We start from the raw sequence: 16,638 nt of genomic DNA on the forward strand, positions 1-16,638 counted from the left end.
CAAATGCTCGTCAAGCCACAACGAAAGCACGGCCCCAAGGCCGAAATGAACGTGGTGCCGTACATCGACGTGATGTTGGTGCTGCTGGTGATTTTCATGGTCACCGCGCCGATGTTGACCCAGGGCGTGAAGATCGAACTGCCCAAGGTCGCCAGCGAAGCATTGGCCACCGACAGTCGCCAGCAAATCCTCACCCTGTCGGTCAAGGCCGAGGGCGGTTACTACTGGAACCTGGGCGGTGAACTGGACACCCACCACCAGACCGACAGCGCCGTGGACCTGGAGCAGATGCGCGCCAAGGTGGCGCAGGTCGTGGCCGAGCGCAGCGATACCCAGGTGTACATCCGAGCCGACGAGCATGCCGATTACGGCCGGGTCGTCGCGGCCATGGCCGCGTTGCAGCAGGGCGGCGTGAGCAACCTGGGACTGGTGACCGAGGCACCGCAATGACGGCGATGATCATGCACAGTTCTTCCTTGAGCGTGCCTGCACTGGGGCGTAGCTTCTGGAAAAACAGCCTGGCGGCAGGGCTCGCCGTGGCTTTGCACGCCGCGATAGTCGGGGCGTTGGTGTTGGGATGGCGCGTGGAGAAACCCGCCGCCGAAACGCCGCAGGTGCTGCGCACGCAACTGGTGATGCTGCCGGCGGCAGCGGTACCCGAAGCGCCTGTACCGGCGGCTGTGACCCCTGTTGCACCCGCCGCGGTCGAATCTGTCCCGCCACCCATGGACGCGCCGCGCCCTGTCCCCACCAAGCCAGCGGTGGATCCGCGAGTCCAGGCGCAGAAGCTGGAACAGGCGACACTGGCCCGCAAACGGGTCGAGGAGCAAAGGCGCGAGCAACAGGCCCAACAGCAGCAGCGCGAACGCCAGGAAAGCGAACGACGCAGGCAAGACGCCGAGCGGCAGGCTGCCGAACAGCAGCACCAGGCCCGGCAAGCGCAGGAGCTTGCCCAACAACGCCACGCTGAGCAGGCACGCCAGGCCGCCGCCGACAGCCGCAGCTACCAACCGCTGAGCAAGCAAGCCCCGGACTATCCGCAACGCGCGCTGGACAAGGGCCTGGAGGGCGATTGCACGGTGGAATACAGCGTGATGCCGGACGGTCGGATCGACAGCCCCAAGGTCATCGACGGTTGCCATCCATTGTTCATCCGCCCGTCCCTGGCCGCTGCCCAGGCGTTTCGTTATCAGCCACGGATCATCGATGGCAAGGCGGTGACGGTGCCTGCGGTGCGCAATACGTTTCACTACCGGATCAAATGATACTTGCTGAAAGGACCTGTGGGAGCGAGCTTGCTCGCGATAGGTCCAGCCCAGTCAACATCAACGGTGGCTGACCCACCGCTATCGCGAGCAAGCTCGCTCCCACAGTGCTCTGTCCCACAGGGTTCTGTATGCAGGCAGTCGGAGCGCGCAACGGTCCCAAACCTTGCGGTCGCTGCGCAACCGAGCGGGAGCAAGCTCCCTCGCCACAGGGGATGTGGTGGTCCTTACTTGCGGTAATGACTCGGCGCCACGCCCACTTCGCGGCGGAAGATCTGCGAGAAGTGACTGGCGCTGCCATACCCGACTTCCAGGCCGATATCGATGACGCTGCGCTCGGTTTCCATCAGCAATTGGCGGGCCCGGGCCATTCTCAGCTGAATGAAGTATTGCGAGGGTGAGCGGCCGGTGGCGCGCTTGAACTGGCGGCTGAAGTGGTACTCGCTCAGGTCAATGGCCTGGGCCAGGTCAGCGAGGCAGAAAGGTTCGGCCAGACGTTGCTCCATCAAGCCGATGACGCGCTTGAGCTTGAAGGCGGGCAGGGCGTTGCGGTCGGACATGTCCTCGGCTTCGGCATCCACATAGTGCCGCGCCATGTGCACCGCCACGCATTGCGCCACGCCCTGGATCAGCAAGGCACTGGGTTCACCGCGTCGGGTCAACTCTGCCCGAATTTGTTCGAGCAAGGCCGAAAGGACTTGGTCCTGCCCCCCAGAGACCTCCCGCAGCTGAATCGCACCGCTACCGCCGGCTTCGGCAATGGCGCGTTCCAGCAACGCCAGGCCCAAGTACACATGCATGACCACGAACGGCTCAGGGCTGGTCACTTGCCAGCGCATCTCATAAGGATCAGGGGACGCGGTCAGGAAAAAATCCGCGCGGCGCACCGTATTCGCTTCCCACTCGCCGTGGCCGGCGCGTTCCTCGACAATGGCCTCCCCGGATAACACCCAGACGAGCAACGGCTCGGCCACCGCCGGCACGACGATGTGGGCTTCGCTGCGCTCACGGACAAAGATCTCCACCAGGATCTCCTTGCTCGATACGCCGTCGGAAGTAGCCAGGCGTTCGCCGCGAATGTGCGCTTGCAGGCCGTTTGCCGATGTTCGTTCGGTGACTTCCATGCTTCGATGGCCTCGCTGAAACGGCCGCCAGGCTAGGCCGGGTCGGCGGCGGGACGGTGCTGGCGCAACAGTTCGATCTGCTGGGACGGGATCAACTCGCGCAACGCTTTATAGAGCGCGCGGGTTTCCAGCAGGTTCCAGATGCGCAGCATGGTTTCCAGCGCATCCAGGGGTTTGCTGATGAAATCCCGGGCACCGAGGGCCAGGGCCCGCAGGCGCGTGTCACGGGTCGCGTCGGCGGTGAGGACCAGGATCGGCAGGTAATCATTGGCCGGGATGCGCCGGTTCAGTTGCTCCAGCACGGCAAAGCCGTCGAACGCCGGCATGTGCAGGTCGAGGATGACCAGGTCCGGCTCGAAGCTGTTGAACAGGTCCAGCGTGCGCAACGGTTCGGTGCTGCTCAGCACATTGTGCAACCCTTCGCGGGCCAGCAGTTGCTCCATCAGGTCCAGGTTGGGGCGCTGATCGTCGACGATCAGAATACGCAAGTCGCGATTCATGCGGGCTCCGGTAGATAGTGCTCAAGGTGGCCGAGAAAGGCCTGGATATGGATAGGTTTGGTCAGGATCGCCGTAGCCCCGGCGTCACGCAGGGCACGATGGGTCAGGTCGCTGGCATCGGCGGTGATCATCAGCACGGGCGTGGCCGCAGTGGCCGGGGACTGGCGCAGGCGCCGCAGAACTTCCAGGCCTTCAAGGTCCGGCAGGGTGACATCCAGCAGGATCAGTTGCGGGCTGTGCTGGCGGGCCAGGTCCAGGCCCATCTGGCCTTGCATGCTCGACAGTAACTGGATGCCGGGCCGACGCTGCATCAGGGTCTCGATCAATGCGAGGCTCGACAGGTTGTCTTCGATGCAGAGGATTTTGCCGTGATAGTCCACGGGGGCACGCGTCACGGCCAAGGCGGCGATGGGTGGCAAGTGCGTGCCGATCACCTGGGTGGCGGGCAGTTGCAGGGTAAAACAACAGCCGTGCCCGGGCTCACTGTGGACTTGCAGGTTGCCCTGCATCATCTCCAGCAGGTTCTTGCTCAAGGACAAGCCAAGGCCGGTGCCTTCGACCTGCGGATCGGCGCCCAGGCGTTCGAAGGGCTTGAACAGTTGGCCCAGTTGTTCCGGGGCGATGCCATGGCCGGTATCGTGGACGGCGATGCTCACCTGATGGGGCTGGACGCTCACTTCGATGCGCACCTCGCCGCCGGGCCGGTTGTACTTGATGGCGTTGGACAACAAATTGAGCAACACCTGTACCAGGCGCTGGCGGTCGGCAAGCACACCGCTGTCGTCGGGCAGTGCGGGCAGGTCGACCAAGTGGATCCCGGCGTCGGCGGCCATGGGTGAAACCAGCGTCAAGGCTTCGTGCAGCACGGTCGCCAGGGCGATCGGTTCGATGTTCAAGGGCAGGCGCCCGGCCTCGATCCGGGCGATGTCCAGCACCTCGTTGATCAACGCCAGCAAGTGCTGGCCGGCCCGCAGGATGTGGCTGACCTGGGGACGTTGACCGGCGGTGGAATCCATGTCCAGCAGTTGCGCGAAACCGAGGATGGCGTTCAAGGGCGTGCGCAGTTCGTGGCTCATGCGCGACAGGAACTCGCTCTTGGCCCGGCTGGCGCTTTCCGCTTCCTCGCGGGCGGTGCGCAGGGCGATTTCGGCGGCGCGTCGGTCGGTGATGTCGCGGGTGATCTTGGAAAAACCGCGCAATGCGCCCGTGCCGTCGTACTGGGCGGTGATGACCACGCTGGCCCAGAAGCGGCTGCCATCCTTGCGACAACGCCAGCCTTCTTCCATGTAGTGGCCGTCGCGGGTGGCTTCGCGCAGGGCCAAGTCCGGGTGCGCCGGGCATTCCTCGGGCAAGTAGAACAGGGAGAAGTGCTGGCCGAGGATTTCCTGCTCGGTGTAGCCCTTGATCCGCTGTGCGCCAGCGTTCCAGGTGGTGACGTAGCCTTGGGCATCCAGGGCGAAGATCCCGTAGTCCTTCACCCCGTCGATGATCAGCCGCAAGCGCTCTTCGTTATCGCGCAGGGCCCGCTCGCGTTCGGCGAGCAACTGCCCGGCCTCCACCAGGCGCGTGCCGAGCTGGCCGATTTCGTCCTGCTCCGGCGGTTGTGGCAACAACGGTTGGCCCAAGGCCAGGCGCTGGGCGTTGCCTTGCACCTGCTGGACCCGGGCGACGATGCCCTTGGACAGGAACAGCACCGCGACAATGGCCCCCAGCAGCCCGCACACCGCCGCCAGCAGCGTGGCGAACAACAGCCGCATGCGCGTGGCCGAGGCGGCGGCGCTGCGTTCGGCCAGCAGGCCATCCTCGCGTATGCGCATGGCGCTGATCTGCTCGCGCAGCACGTCCAACACCTGTTTGTTTTCGATCAGGATCGCGGTGATGGCCTCGGGGTCGTCGCGCTTGCCGTTGCGCAATGCGAGCAAACCGTCGAGCTTGTCGGCGATCAGCGGGGTGATGGTCTTGAGATGCTCGCGCATCCTGGCATCGCGAATGTTCTGGTCCAGGCGTTGCAACGCAGCCTGGATCAACGGCGTGGCCTGTTCGTAGCTGGGCAGGAAGTCTTCGCGCCGGGTCAGCAGGTAACCGCGTACGCTGGCCGCGGCCTCGGCCAGCAGGGTATGGACCGTCTGGATATCACCCTGGACCAGCAGCACCCGGCGCACGTCTTCTTCGGCCCGTGCGGTCTGGCGTTCGGTGATATAGATCAGCACCAACGACAGCAGCAAAACCACCAGGGGCAGGGAAATCACCACCAGGGCCTTGCCCCGCAACGGCAGGTCGGCCCAGCGGCGGGCGGCGAGAAACCTCATGGCCATTGCCCGGCGGGTTGTGCCACCAATCCGAGGGCCACGCCGCGCACGGCGGCCTGGGTCCGGTCGGCGGCGCCCAGCTTGCCGATGACGCGCTCGACATGGGCCTTGGCGGTGCCGGGTGCGATGCCCAGTTTTTCACCGATTTCACGATTGCTGAAACCGCTGGCCACCAACCCCAATACCTGGCGCTCGCGGGCGGTCAGGGCCTGGACCTGTGGGGCGTTACCGGCACCGCGCTCGGCCATGCGGCGCAGCAGGCGCGCGCTGACCGAGCTGTTCAGCGCCTCGTCGCCTTGGGCGACCCGCTTGAGGGCGTCGAGCACTTCATCGCGACTGGCGTCCTTGAGCAAGTAGCCGACCGCACCCGCACCAATGGCGGCTTCGAGGTGGTCGGGGCTGTCATCCATGGTGAAGATCACCACTTTGATCCCGGGCTGGCGCTGCTGCAGGATCCGCGCCGCGCCGAGGCCGTTGAGGACGGGCATGCGGATATCCAGGATCGCGATATCCGGCTGTAGCCGCTCGCACAGGTCGAGCGCCTCTTGACCGTCGCGGGCCTGGCCGACGACCTCGAATCCGGGGCTGTCGGCGAGCATGCTGATAAAACCGGTGCGGGTCACTTCGTGGTCATCGGCCAGCAGCAGGCGCAAAGGGCGGTTCATGGCTGTACTCCGGGGGACGGTAGCGGCACGCTGGCGAGCAAGCGGGTGCCACCGCCGGGTTGGCTGCAACAGGCCAGATGGCCCCCCAGCAAGTTGGCGCGCTCCTGCATGGCGGCCAACCCCAGGTGGCAGCTGCCGTTGGTCTCGACGGGTTGTTCCAGGGCAAAGCCACGCCCATCGTCGTCCACTCGCAGGCACGCGTGGCCCTCTTTCACCGCCAGCCCCAAGTGCACATGGCTGGCCTGGGCGTGCTTGAGGATGTTGTTGATACCCTCCTGGGCGATGCGAAACAGGGCGATCTCGGTGTTCCCCGGCAGGCGCGCGCTGCTGTGCTCGGCCCAGCTTACGCTCAGGCCCGCGTCGCGCAGGCGATCGGCTTCCTTGTCGACGGCTTTGTACAGGCCGAAATCATCCAGCACGTGAGGGCGCAGGCCCCCGATCAACTGCCGCCCCTCGCCGACACAGCCCTGGGCCAGGTCGAGGATGGCTTGCAGTTCGCTCGCCAGCGCCGGTGGCAGGGATGGACAGCGACCGGCAAAACCCTGCAAACGCTGGTGCAACCCGGCCAGGTTTTGCGCCAGGCCGTCGTGCAGGTCGTAGGCCACGCGCTTGCGTTCGTCTTCCTGGGCGCTGAACAAGCGGTGGACCAACTCGGACATGGTCCGCTCGCGGGCTTGCAGGGCTTCGACCAGGCGACTGTTTTCCAGATGCGCTGCCAACAGCGTCGCCAGCAATTGCAGCGACTCGATGTCTTCGTTGTCTGGCGCGCCGAGGGCGACGCTGTTGCCCAGCAGCAAGGCCCCGAACGTCACGCCATCGGAGGTCCGCAATGGAATCCGCAGGACCTGGGGCAGGGTGCTACCGGGGGATTCGAGCCAGTGCGGGCCGGGTGTCTGCGGCTGGGCCAGCTTGGCGAGCAGGTCGACGCGTTCCGCGCTGCCGTGGCTGGCGAGGGTGCGCAACGTGTTGTCCGGTGCCCACTCCAGCAGCAGGCCGTGGTCCATCGCCATGAACGCGCACGCCCGTTGCAATGCCCGCTGGCGCATGGCCGGCAGCGGCAACTGCATCAGTTCATGGCCGGTGCCCAGCAACAGCCCCAGGCGCGCGGCGCGGCTTTGCGACTGGCGATACTGACTGCGGATAGCCAGGGCACTGCCGGGATCATGGGGTGGGCTTTGCATGGGGAACTCCAGCGTGAAAAAGATCGGACGGTTCGCGGTGGCGCCATTAAAACGTGTCACCGGCAATGGGCCTATCTGCCGAATGGCATAGGCGATTGGCACCGATTGGCCGATGGCGAAGGTGGGGAAGGCCGGCAAAGTGGGCTCATTGAAACCCAAAGGAGCCTTCTGATGAAAATGAAAACCTGTGCCATCGCTGCTTTTTTCCTGCTGACCGCGCCGCTTGTCCAGGCTGTCGAGGCCACACCCTACGTGTATCGCACCGTGGCCGAACAGCCCAAGAACGTAAATGATCGGGAAATCGCCGCACTGTTCGACCGCTGGAACGCCGCGCTGCAAACCGGTAGCGCCACCGCTGTGACCGGTCTCTATGCCCCGGATGCGATTTTGCAACCGACCGTTTCCAACAAGGTGCGCAATACGCCGGCGCTGATCCAGGATTACTTCGAGCACTTCCTGGCGGGCAAGCCGGTGGGGCAAATCAACTACCGCGAGATCCGTCACCTGGGGCCTGACGCGGCGATGGACAGTGGTGTCTATACCTTCACCCTGACCCAGGCCGATGGTTCCAAGCGCGAAGTCCAGGCGCGCTACACCTTCCTTTACGAGCGCCTCGATGGCCAGTGGAAGATCATCAACCACCACTCTTCGGCCATGCCGGAAGTGCCGAAGACGTTGCATGCCAGTCACTGATGGCACTGGCTCGCAAAAGACCTGCCTGTGGGAGCAAAGCTCCCACAGGGCGGGGTGTTCCTGAATTTACCCCTGTGGCGAGGGAGCTTGCTCCCGCTGGGCTGCGTAGCAGCCCCAACAATCCCCTTTTAGACACACTTTGCATAAACAACTTGGATTCGTGCGCGAACATTAATTAGAATCAGTCTCATTTAAGACCTTGCGCAGGCTTCTGGACATGTGTGATGCAGTTACGCCGACGGAGCAATCCCTCCATGCGTTGTACCGTGACCACGGGAGTTGGCTGGAAGGTTGGTTGCGACGGCGCATGGGCAATGCCTGGGATGCGGCGGACCTGCGCCAGGATACCTTCCTGCGGGTGCTTTCCAGTGCCCAGCCATTGGCTGACCTGCAAGAACCCCGGGCTTACCTGCTGACTGTCGGCAAGCGCCTGCTGAGCAACTTCTACACCCGACGCAATCTGGAGCAAGCGTACCTCGACGCGTTGGCAAACCTGCCTGAAGCCTGCGCGCCGTCGCCGGAACAGCGTTGGCTGCTGCTGGAAACCCTGCAAGCCCTGGACGAATTGCTCGATGGCCTGCCGCCCTTGGTGCGGCGGGCTTTTTTATGGAGTCAGCTCGAAGGCCTGGGTTATCGCGAGATCGCCGAGCGCCTGCAAGTCTCCGAGCGCACCGTGAAGCGCTACATGGCCCAGGCCTACGAGCATTGCCTGTTGGTGGACTTCTGATGTCGTCGACGCCATCACCCGAGGCCCGTGAAGCGGCACGGGCGGCTGCCCGTTGGTTGACCCTGATGGAATTCGACGGGGATACGTTCGACTCGGCGGCCCTGCAACGCTGGCGCGACAGCAGCGCTCACCACGAGGCGGCCTGGCAGAAGGCCCAGCGATTGCGCCAGCGCTTTGCCGGGGTGCCAGCCTCCCTGGGCATGGCCACCCTGGACCGTCCGGCGCTGGCCCGGCGCGCGGTGCTCAAGCGCGCATTGGGCGTCGCTGCATTGGTCCCGGCTGCCTGGCTGTTGGGACGAGAGCTGCCGTTGGAGGTCTGGCGCGCCGACTTGCACACCGCCACGGGGGAGCAACGGCGCTGGACGCTGGTCGACGGCAGCGCGCTGCAACTGAACACCGACAGCGCCGTCGACCTGGATCTCAACGCTCGGCGCCTGGTGTTGGTGCGCGGGGAGATGGCCCTCAAGCTCGCCGGGAGCACGCCGCTGTCCGTTCAGTCCCCCTATGGGCTCATCACCCTCGATCGTGGCGAAGTCTGCCTGCACTTGGGTGAGGGTGACTGCCGGATGTCGGTGCTCAGCGGCTCGGCGCAACTGCAACCCTTGCGCGGGCCTTCGCTGAGCTTGGAAGAGGGCCAGCAGGTCAACTTCCAGGCCTCAGGCGCGGGGCCGGTGCGGGCGTTCGACGCGGCCCAGCTGGGTTGGCGTGACGGGGTACTGGTTGCGCAGGACCAGCCGCTGGGGCATTTCCTGCGGGAGCTGGACCGTTATCGTCCTGGTGTCTTGCGCTGGGACGAAACCCTGGAACCGCTGCGAATCACTGGCAGCTTCCGCCTGGACAACACCGATCGAATCCTCACGCTGCTTGCCGCCAGCCTGCCGTTGGACGTGCACATGCGTACTCGTTATTGGGTGACGTTGACGCCGCGCAAAAAACTGGCCTGAGGTCGGTATGCAATAAAGACGAGTAGTCATACCCCTGTGGCGAGGGAGCTTGCTCCCGCTGGCTTGCGCAGCAACCCCAAACCAGCCCCCGTGGTGTGTCAGGTTGATGTTATTCGCTTCATTTTGGGGGCGCTTCGCACCCCAGCGGGAGCAAGCTCCCTCGCCACAGATGGGGGTGGCTTTGCACGTTTCGCCAGGAATCGAGCCTGAGCCCTGTCCCCTTTTTTTGTCTCGCTTGTCATTCAAGGCAACTGAACAAAAACGAGAGCGCTTTCCAATGTCCGCAGTTGTTCCTTTGCGTTTGCGCCCGGCCTTTGCCGGCTGGCGTCCGCTGTTGAACCTGAGCCTCATGCTGAGCCTGGGTGCCAGCCCTTTTTTCATCTCATCGAGCCACGCCGAAGAAGCCGCCCGGCGCAGTTACCAGGTGCCGGCCGGCAGCCTCAGCGCGGCGTTGACCCGGTTTGCCGGGCTGGCCGGGGTCAACCTCTCGGTGGACCCAGCCTTGGTGAGCGGGCGCAACAGCGCCGGGCTCTCGGGGGAGTTTGGTGTGGAAGAGGGGTTTGCCCGGCTGTTGCGAGGCTCGGGCCTGCAATTGCAGCCGGTGGGGGAGCAGGCGTACATCCTGATGCCAGCGCCGGAAGGCGGCAGCCTGCAGTTGGCGCCCACTTCTATTTTCGGCGCAACGGCATCGACGGACAGTCCGGTGTATGCCGGCGGCCAGGTGGCACGGCGCGGTTCCCAAGGCTTGCTGGGCTCGCGGGATTTCATGGAAACGCCGTTCAGCATGACCACTTACACCAGCACTACGGTCAAGAACCAGCAGGCGCGGACCCTGGGCGACCTGATCGCCAGCGACCCCTCGGTCCGTGCCACAAACCCGGCGGGCGGACGCTACGAGCAGTTCACCATTCGTGGGTTCAGCCTGTTCAACAGCGATGTCGCCTACAACGGCCTCTACGGCATCCTGCCGACCTACACCATCGATATGGAGATGGCCGAACGCGTCGATATCCTCAAGGGGCCGAGCCAGCTCATCAACGGTGTCTCGCCGCGGGGCAGCGTGGGGGGCGGGATCAACGTGGTGCCCAAGCGTGCCACCGACAAGCCTATCACCTCATTCACCGGCAGCTACGCCTCCAATAACCAGTTGGGCGGGGCGGTGGATGTCGGTCGGCGCTTTGGTGAGGAGGACAAGTTCGGTATCCGCTTCAACGGCGTGAAGCAGGCGGGCGACACCGAATGGGATCACCAGAGCGTGGACCGCGAGATGGCGGTGCTGGGCCTGGATTTTCGCGGGGAACGCCTGCGACTGTCGACCGACATTGGCCACACCGAGCGTAACACCGACGCGCCCCAGGAACGTGTGCAGGTCGGCGCCAACGCGCAGGTTCCTCACGCCAGCGATGTGCGCGACAACTACGCCCAGCGGTGGAGCAAGGCGCGCACCCAGGACACTTTCGGCACCGTGAATGCTGAGTTCGATCTCAGCGATTCCGTGATGCTGTATGGCGGTGTCGGCGCGCGTAAAAGTGACCACGACTTCCTTCGGCACAACGTTTCGGTCACCAATGACGCGGGCGACTTTACCGTCCAGCCCCGTGACTTTACCCGGGAGGAAAATGTCCGCACGGCCACGGCCGGGGTGCGCAACTGGTTCCATACCGGTCCGGTGAGCCATGAGGTCAACCTGGCGGCCAGTTATTTCTACATGGACTTCGAAAATGGTGGCGCCCGTTACGCCAACGGCCGCAGCAACCTGTACGACCCGGTGCAGACCCCTACGCCGAGCAACCCGACGCGACAGGACGATAAGGTCTACACCGAAAACCGCTTCAGCGGCGTGGCGTTGTCTGACACCCTGGGGCTGTTCGAGGACCGCTTGCTGCTGACCCTCGGCGTTCGCTGGCAACGGGTGAAGGTTGACGACTGGACCAATAACGTCAAGGGCGACACCGCCTACGATGAGGAGAAGGTTTCGCCGTCGGGCGGCATCCTGTTCAAGGCGACAGACAAGCTGTCGCTGTATGCCAACTACATGGAAGGCCTGAGCCAGGGCAAGATCGCGCCGTCGACCTCGGTGAACGAGGATGAGATTTTCCCACCGTTCATCAGCCGTCAGGTCGAGGTGGGCGCCAAGTACGACGCCGGCCCGTTCGCCGTCACCGCCGCGGTGTTCCGGATCAAGCAACCGGCCTACGCGACCGACGCCACGACTCGCGTCTTCGGCCCCAACGGCAAGCGCGAAAACACCGGCGTGGAGTTGAGCGTGTTCGGCGAACCGCTGAAGGGCACCCGCTTGCTCGGCGGTGTGATGTTCATCGACAGCGAACTGACCGACACCACCAATGGTGCCTTCGATGGCAACCGCGCGCCGGCCACGCCCAAGTACAACGTCAACCTCGGTGCCGAATGGGACGTGCCGACTGTCCAGGGCCTGACATTGACCAGCCGTGGCATCTACTCCAGCGCGCAGTACCTGGACCAGTCCAACACCAAGGAAATCGATGCCTGGACGCGTTTCGACGTGGGCGCTCGCTACGGCTTCAAGATCGACGAGAAGAACGTCACCCTGCGGGCCAACATCGAAAACGTGGCCGACAAGCGCTATTGGAGTTCGGCCGGTGCGTCGGATGACAGTGAGCCTGGGCTGACATTGTCGACCCCGCGCACCTACCTGCTGTCCGCGACGGTGGATTTCTAAGTCGACGTGCCGCTCCAGGGAGGGAGCTGCCCGGGTTTCAGGTATCGCGGAACAGGTCGTGGGCATCCAGCAGTCGCCAGGCGATCTCGGGGCGTTTTTCCAGGCCGCGGCGGATGGCGGCAGGGATCGACTGGCGGATCTTGCGGCACAGGCCGGGCTGGTCCTGGAATTCGATGGCGATGCCGCGCATGGTCCGCACTTCGTTGTAGCCGGGCTCGACGCTCAAGCGGATACCCAGGTTCTCGTACAAGCGTTGTTGCAGGCGCTGGAGTTCATCGAGGCTCTGGATGTTCTCCAGGCGTTCGAGCAGGCGTTTTTCTTCCTGGCGGTTCAGGCAAAGGATGCGCAGGTCGCTGCCGGGCGCTTGCAGCAACGCATCACGCCCGCAATCGCAGACGCCGGGCGGGCAGGGGGGACGGATCGGGATCGACGCGGTCATGGGCTCCACAAGAAAATGCTGCACAACGAAACAGCGGGCTTATCGCCGACCCAGGCAATGTGATGCCTGGCGGCATGTGGGTCAAGCCTGTTGGAGGGGCCACTGGTCTGGCGCTGCTGTGCACTCCACAGTTTCACTGTGGGGGCGAGCTTGCTCGCGATAGCGGTGGGTCAGCTTGCAGGGATGTTGAATGTTCCACCGCCATCGCGAGCAAGCTCGCTCCCACATTTGAATTTCCGTGAACACAAAATGCTGTGCTCGACATGGATTCTCTGTGGGAGCGAGCTTGCTCGCGATAGCGGTGGTTCAGTTGGCGAAAATGCCAGCAAATTACAACCCCAACTCAGACAACCCCGGATGATCATCCGGCCGGCGGCCCAGGGGCCAATGGAACTTGCGCTCGCTTTCCTTGATCGGCATGTCGTTGATGCAAGCGTAGCGGTTGGACATCAGGCCTTGCTCGTTGAACTCCCAGTTTTCGTTGCCGTAGGAACGGAACCAGTTGCCCGAGTCGTCGTGCCATTCATAGGCGTAGCGCACGGCGATGCGGTTATCGGTGAAGGCCCAGAGCTCCTTGATCAGCCGATAATCCAACTCCTTGGCCCACTTGCGGGTCAGGAATGCCTTGGCTTCTTCGCGGTTATGGGCGAATTCGGCGCGGTTGCGCCATTGAGTATCCAGTGTGTAGGCCAGGGATACTTTTTGTGGGTCGCGAGCGTTCCAGCCATCTTCGGCCAGGCGAACTTTCTCGATCGCTGATTCACGGGTGAACGGCGGCAACGGCGGACGAACTTCAGAAGAGGCAGGCATGGCGGATCTCCAGTGAGGTGATGAATTGCACAGGGCTTAACGGGTCAGGCGTGTAACAACTTTTCCAGCATGTCCTGGGCGTGATCAGCCGCGCTGTGGTCGCCCATGACCAGCGCCACGGTAATCGCGCCATCGAGCAAGATCAGCAGTTGGCGGGCCAGGGTATCCGGGCGCTCGACACCTTGTTCGACACACAGCCGGGTCACGTAGTCGAGCAACTTCTGTTTGTGCATCTTCGCCACCTGGCGGACCGGATCTTGCGGATCACCGGTTTCGCCGCTGGTATTGATGAAGGCACAGCCGCGAAAACCGTCGCTGTCGAACCAGCCCTTGAGCACGGTGAACAGGTTGAGCAGCCGTGCGGTGGGGGTGGGCGCCTTGTCCACCTCGGTGCTGAACCATTGCATCCAGCGCTCGTCCCGTCGCTTGAGGGCGGCCACGATCAGGTCGTCCTTGTTGGCGAAGTAGCGATAGACACTTTTCCTGGAGACGCCGGCGGTTTTCACCAGAAGGTCCATGCCGGTGGCAGCGATGCCACTTCTATAGATCAACTTTTCGGCGACATCGAGGATGATGTCTCGTGTTTCATTACCAGTGATATCGTTCATGGATTGAAAGTAGAATGATCGTTCTCCTTGGTCAAGTCTTTTTTTCTTGACGACAGGAAGACCCGAACCCATCCATGGTGTAAGCTCATCCGTTCTTCGGAATCGACCTTTTGCGAGCCCTATGCCGTCGCTCTTCAAACGCTCCCTGCTGCCCAAGCTGCGCAGCTTTGCACTGACCGCCGACGCGGTGACCATCCTCGATGGCGCTGCTCAATTCCGCCGTTGCCTGCTGGAGAAAATCGCCCAGGCCACCCAGCGCATCTACATCGTCGCCCTGTACCTGCAACAGGACGAGGCCGGCCAGGAAATCCTCGATGCCCTGCATGCCGCCAAAGCGGCGCGTCCGGAACTGGACGTGGTCGTGGTGGTGGACTGGCTGCGGGCCCAGCGCGGGCTGATCGGCGCCAAGAAGCAGCCGGGCAACTCGGCGTGGTACCAGGAGCAGACCCGCACCCATGCCAGCGAAGTGCCGATCTACGGCGTGCCGGTGCAGACCCGCGAGCTGTTCGGCGTGCTGCATTTGAAAGGTTTCGTGATCGATGACTGCGTGCTGTACAGCGGCGCCAGCCTGAACAACGTCTACCTGCACAAGTTCGACAAGTACCGCTACGACCGCTATCACCTGTTGCAGAACACGGCATTGGCCGATTCGATGCACCACTTGGTGCAGCATGGCCTGGTCACTTCCCGGGCCGTGCATCGCCTGGACCTGCCGAACCTGCCCAGCACCCGCAGTTTGCGCAAGGACATCGGTGACCTGCGCAGTCGCTTGAAGTACGCGACCTATGACACCAGCGCCGGCAGCCTCGACAAAAGCGGCCTGTCAGTGAGCCCATTGCTGGGCGTGGGCAAGAACAATCCCCTGAGCCGGGTGATCGGTGAACTGATCGCCAGCAGCCGCCAGCAACTGACGATCTGTACCCCGTATTTCAACCTGCCCCTGGCCGTGACCCGGGAGCTCAACCGCGCCCTGGCCCGCGGGGTCAAGATCGACATCATCGTCGGTGACAAGACCGCCAACGACTTCTACATTCCGCCAAGCGAGCCGTTCAAGATCATCGCGGCGCTGCCCTACCTCTACGAAATCAGCCTGCGCCGCTTCGCCAAGCGGCATCAGCGGGCGATCGACAGCGGTCAATTGAACCTGCACTTGTGGCGCGACGGGGACAACACCTATCACCTCAAGGGCATGTGGGTCGACGAGCGCTACACCTTGCTGACCGGCAACAACCTCAACCCCCGGGCCTTTCGCCTGGACCTGGAAAACGCGCTGTTGCTGGACGACCCCAAGGGCGAGCTGCTGGCGCCGCGCCAGGCCGAACTCGAGCAGATCTACCGCCACACCCTGCGGATAGAGCGTTACTTGGACCTGGAAACCCTGCCGGACTACCCCGAGGCCGTGGCCAGGTTCCTGAAGCGGGTCAGCCGGGTGCGGATCGAACGGCTGCTCTACCGGATCCTGTGAACATCCGCGCCATGTCGGAAAAAGACACCATTTCCATCCAGTTGGTACGTGAGGCGCTGCTGCAAAGCTGTGCCCCTGGAGCCGCTACCGATGAGGTCCTGAGCAAGGTCGGCATAGCCCCGGCGCTGCTCGACGATCCCCAGGGGCGGGTCCCGGCCCATGCCTATGCGCGGCTCTGGCGTTTACTGGCCCGGCGGTTGGATGACGAGTTTTTCGGCATGGACCCGCGCAAGCTCAAGTCCGGCAGCCTGGCGTTTCTCTGCCAGTGCGCCATGGCCCAGCCCACGCTGGCGACGGGTTTGACGGCGGGGCTAGGTTTTCTGTCGCTGATGCTCGAACACCTGCCGGCCCAATGGGTGCGCCAGCAAAGCCTGGCGGAGATCGTGCTGCTGGAAGATGACCAGGCGCCGCGCCGGGCCTTTACGTATTTCACGTACTGGATGATCGTCCATGGCGTGGCCTGTTGGCTGGCCGGGCGGCGTATTCCCATTCTGTCCGTCGAACTGCGCTGCCCGGCGCCGGATTTCTGCGACGACTACCGCGTGATGTTTTCCCAGAACCTGCGCTTTGACCGGCCACGCACGCGGATGATTTTCGCCGCCGAATGCCTCGACCTGCCTATCCGGCGCAACGCCGATGAGCTCAAGCGCTTCCTGGCCCAGGCCCCGGCCAACATCCTGGTCAAATACCGCAACCCGCAAAGCCTGGCCAGCCGCATCCGCCACGACCTGCGGCAACTGCCCGCCGACCAGTGGCCGGAAACCGAGGCCCTGGCCCAGCAGTTGTGTGTGTCCGCCTCGACCCTGCGTCGACGCCTGGCGGAAGAGGGCCAGACTTACCAAGGGCTCAAGGACAGCGTGCGCAAGGACCTGGCGATCACCTGGCTGGCCGAGCCCTCCATCAGCTTCGTCGAAATTGCCTCGCGCCTGGGTTTCGCCGATGCCAGTTCCTTCTACAAGGCGTTTCGCAAATGGTCCGGGTCCAACCCGGGGCATTATCGCAGCCTGATTCTCAACGAGAGCGACTGACCTATTGCCGGGTCGCGCCGGATCCTGTGGGAGCGGGCTTGCTCGCGAAAGCGGTGTGCCAGTCAGCATCACCGTCACTGATACACCGCTTTCGCGAGCAAGCCCGCTCCCACATCGATATCAGGGTGGTCACAGAATCGAGGCTCCGCCATCAATCACTGTGGGAGCGAGCCTGCTCG

The 16,638-nt window shown here is 63.7% G+C and carries 16 protein-coding genes; 8 read left to right on the forward strand and 8 right to left on the reverse strand.

Going from position 1 to position 16,638, the window contains the following annotated elements; all coding sequences use genetic code 11:
* Positions 1 to 3 precede the first annotated feature (3 nt).
* Complete coding sequence (gene tolR, locus ACLH0I_RS15190; protein WP_186706804.1) at positions 4 to 450, forward strand: protein TolR; 447 nt, start codon at positions 4 to 6, stop codon at positions 448 to 450.
* Positions 447 to 1,265: an energy transducer TonB gene (locus ACLH0I_RS15195; RefSeq protein ID WP_250964697.1), complete on the forward strand. Its 819-nt coding sequence runs from the start codon at positions 447 to 449 to the stop codon at positions 1,263 to 1,265. The genes tolR and ACLH0I_RS15195 overlap by 4 nt, the downstream gene beginning before the upstream one ends.
* 227 nt (positions 1,266 to 1,492) lie before the next feature.
* On the opposite strand, the gene ACLH0I_RS15200 is transcribed toward ACLH0I_RS15195, so the two are convergent.
* The 5 genes from ACLH0I_RS15200 to ACLH0I_RS15220 are packed head-to-tail and all read right to left on the reverse strand — an operon-like array spanning position 1,493 to position 7,044.
* The gene (locus ACLH0I_RS15200) at positions 1,493 to 2,389 is read right to left on the reverse strand and encodes a helix-turn-helix domain-containing protein (RefSeq protein ID WP_411384620.1); all 897 of its coding nucleotides are present in this window, start codon (positions 2,387 to 2,389) and stop codon (positions 1,493 to 1,495) included.
* 32 nt (positions 2,390 to 2,421) lie between these two features.
* Positions 2,422 to 2,889 carry a response regulator gene (locus tag ACLH0I_RS15205; protein ID WP_053187808.1) on the reverse strand — a complete coding sequence of 156 codons (468 nt, stop codon included), beginning with the start codon at positions 2,887 to 2,889 and terminating at the stop codon, positions 2,422 to 2,424.
* The gene (locus tag ACLH0I_RS15210) at positions 2,886 to 5,198 is read right to left on the reverse strand and encodes an ATP-binding protein (RefSeq protein ID WP_411384621.1); all 2,313 of its coding nucleotides are present in this window, start codon (positions 5,196 to 5,198) and stop codon (positions 2,886 to 2,888) included. The genes ACLH0I_RS15205 and ACLH0I_RS15210 overlap by 4 nt, the downstream gene beginning before the upstream one ends.
* Entirely contained in the window at positions 5,195 to 5,863 is a 669-nt protein-coding gene (locus ACLH0I_RS15215) for a response regulator (RefSeq protein WP_411384622.1), read from the reverse strand. The genes ACLH0I_RS15210 and ACLH0I_RS15215 overlap by 4 nt, the downstream gene beginning before the upstream one ends.
* Positions 5,860 to 7,044 (reverse strand): sensor histidine kinase, encoded by a 1,185-nt coding sequence (locus tag ACLH0I_RS15220; RefSeq protein ID WP_411387511.1) that lies wholly within the window; start codon positions 7,042 to 7,044, stop codon positions 5,860 to 5,862. Before ACLH0I_RS15220 ends, ACLH0I_RS15215 begins: the two co-directional genes overlap by 4 nt.
* A gap of 171 nt (positions 7,045 to 7,215) precedes the next feature.
* Here ACLH0I_RS15220 and ACLH0I_RS15225 point away from each other — a divergent pair, with 171 nt between their 5' ends.
* The 4 genes from ACLH0I_RS15225 (at position 7,216) to ACLH0I_RS15240 (ending at position 12,109) form a co-directional block, all read left to right on the forward strand.
* On the forward strand, positions 7,216 to 7,737 hold the full coding sequence (locus ACLH0I_RS15225) for an SgcJ/EcaC family oxidoreductase (protein WP_186706812.1): 522 nt from the start codon (positions 7,216 to 7,218) through the stop codon (positions 7,735 to 7,737).
* Positions 7,738 to 7,954: 217 nt separating this feature from the next.
* Positions 7,955 to 8,464, forward strand: a complete 510-nt coding sequence (locus tag ACLH0I_RS15230; RefSeq protein WP_186706814.1) for a sigma-70 family RNA polymerase sigma factor — start codon at positions 7,955 to 7,957, stop codon at positions 8,462 to 8,464.
* Positions 8,464 to 9,408 (forward strand): FecR domain-containing protein, encoded by a 945-nt coding sequence (locus ACLH0I_RS15235; RefSeq protein WP_411384623.1) that lies wholly within the window; start codon positions 8,464 to 8,466, stop codon positions 9,406 to 9,408. Before ACLH0I_RS15230 ends, ACLH0I_RS15235 begins: the two co-directional genes overlap by 1 nt.
* A 277-nt stretch (positions 9,409 to 9,685) precedes the next feature.
* Entirely contained in the window at positions 9,686 to 12,109 is a 2,424-nt protein-coding gene (locus ACLH0I_RS15240) for a TonB-dependent siderophore receptor (protein WP_411384624.1), read from the forward strand.
* 37 nt (positions 12,110 to 12,146) lie between these two features.
* Here ACLH0I_RS15240 and ACLH0I_RS15245 read toward each other — a convergent pair whose 3' ends face one another.
* From ACLH0I_RS15245 to ACLH0I_RS15255, 3 genes are all read right to left on the reverse strand, one after another.
* Positions 12,147 to 12,548, reverse strand: a complete 402-nt coding sequence (locus ACLH0I_RS15245; protein ID WP_411384625.1) for a hypothetical protein — start codon at positions 12,546 to 12,548, stop codon at positions 12,147 to 12,149.
* Between the two features lie 330 nt (positions 12,549 to 12,878).
* Complete coding sequence (locus ACLH0I_RS15250) at positions 12,879 to 13,358, reverse strand: DUF1348 family protein (RefSeq protein WP_411384626.1); 480 nt, start codon at positions 13,356 to 13,358, stop codon at positions 12,879 to 12,881.
* A 44-nt stretch (positions 13,359 to 13,402) separates the two neighbouring features.
* The gene (locus ACLH0I_RS15255; protein ID WP_411384627.1) at positions 13,403 to 13,966 is read right to left on the reverse strand and encodes a TetR/AcrR family transcriptional regulator; all 564 of its coding nucleotides are present in this window, start codon (positions 13,964 to 13,966) and stop codon (positions 13,403 to 13,405) included.
* 121 nt (positions 13,967 to 14,087) lie between these two features.
* Here ACLH0I_RS15255 and pssA point away from each other — a divergent pair, with 121 nt between their 5' ends.
* The gene (gene pssA / locus ACLH0I_RS15260; RefSeq protein WP_250963744.1) at positions 14,088 to 15,431 is read left to right on the forward strand and encodes a CDP-diacylglycerol--serine O-phosphatidyltransferase; all 1,344 of its coding nucleotides are present in this window, start codon (positions 14,088 to 14,090) and stop codon (positions 15,429 to 15,431) included.
* Between the two features lie 11 nt (positions 15,432 to 15,442).
* The gene (locus ACLH0I_RS15265; RefSeq protein ID WP_411384628.1) at positions 15,443 to 16,459 is read left to right on the forward strand and encodes an AraC family transcriptional regulator; all 1,017 of its coding nucleotides are present in this window, start codon (positions 15,443 to 15,445) and stop codon (positions 16,457 to 16,459) included.
* Positions 16,460 to 16,638 lie beyond the last annotated feature (179 nt).

The sequence above is a fragment of the Pseudomonas sp. MPB03 genome (assembly GCF_046605385.1).
In the GTDB taxonomy this organism is placed as follows: Bacteria; Pseudomonadota; Gammaproteobacteria; order Pseudomonadales; family Pseudomonadaceae; genus Aquipseudomonas; species Aquipseudomonas zanjanensis.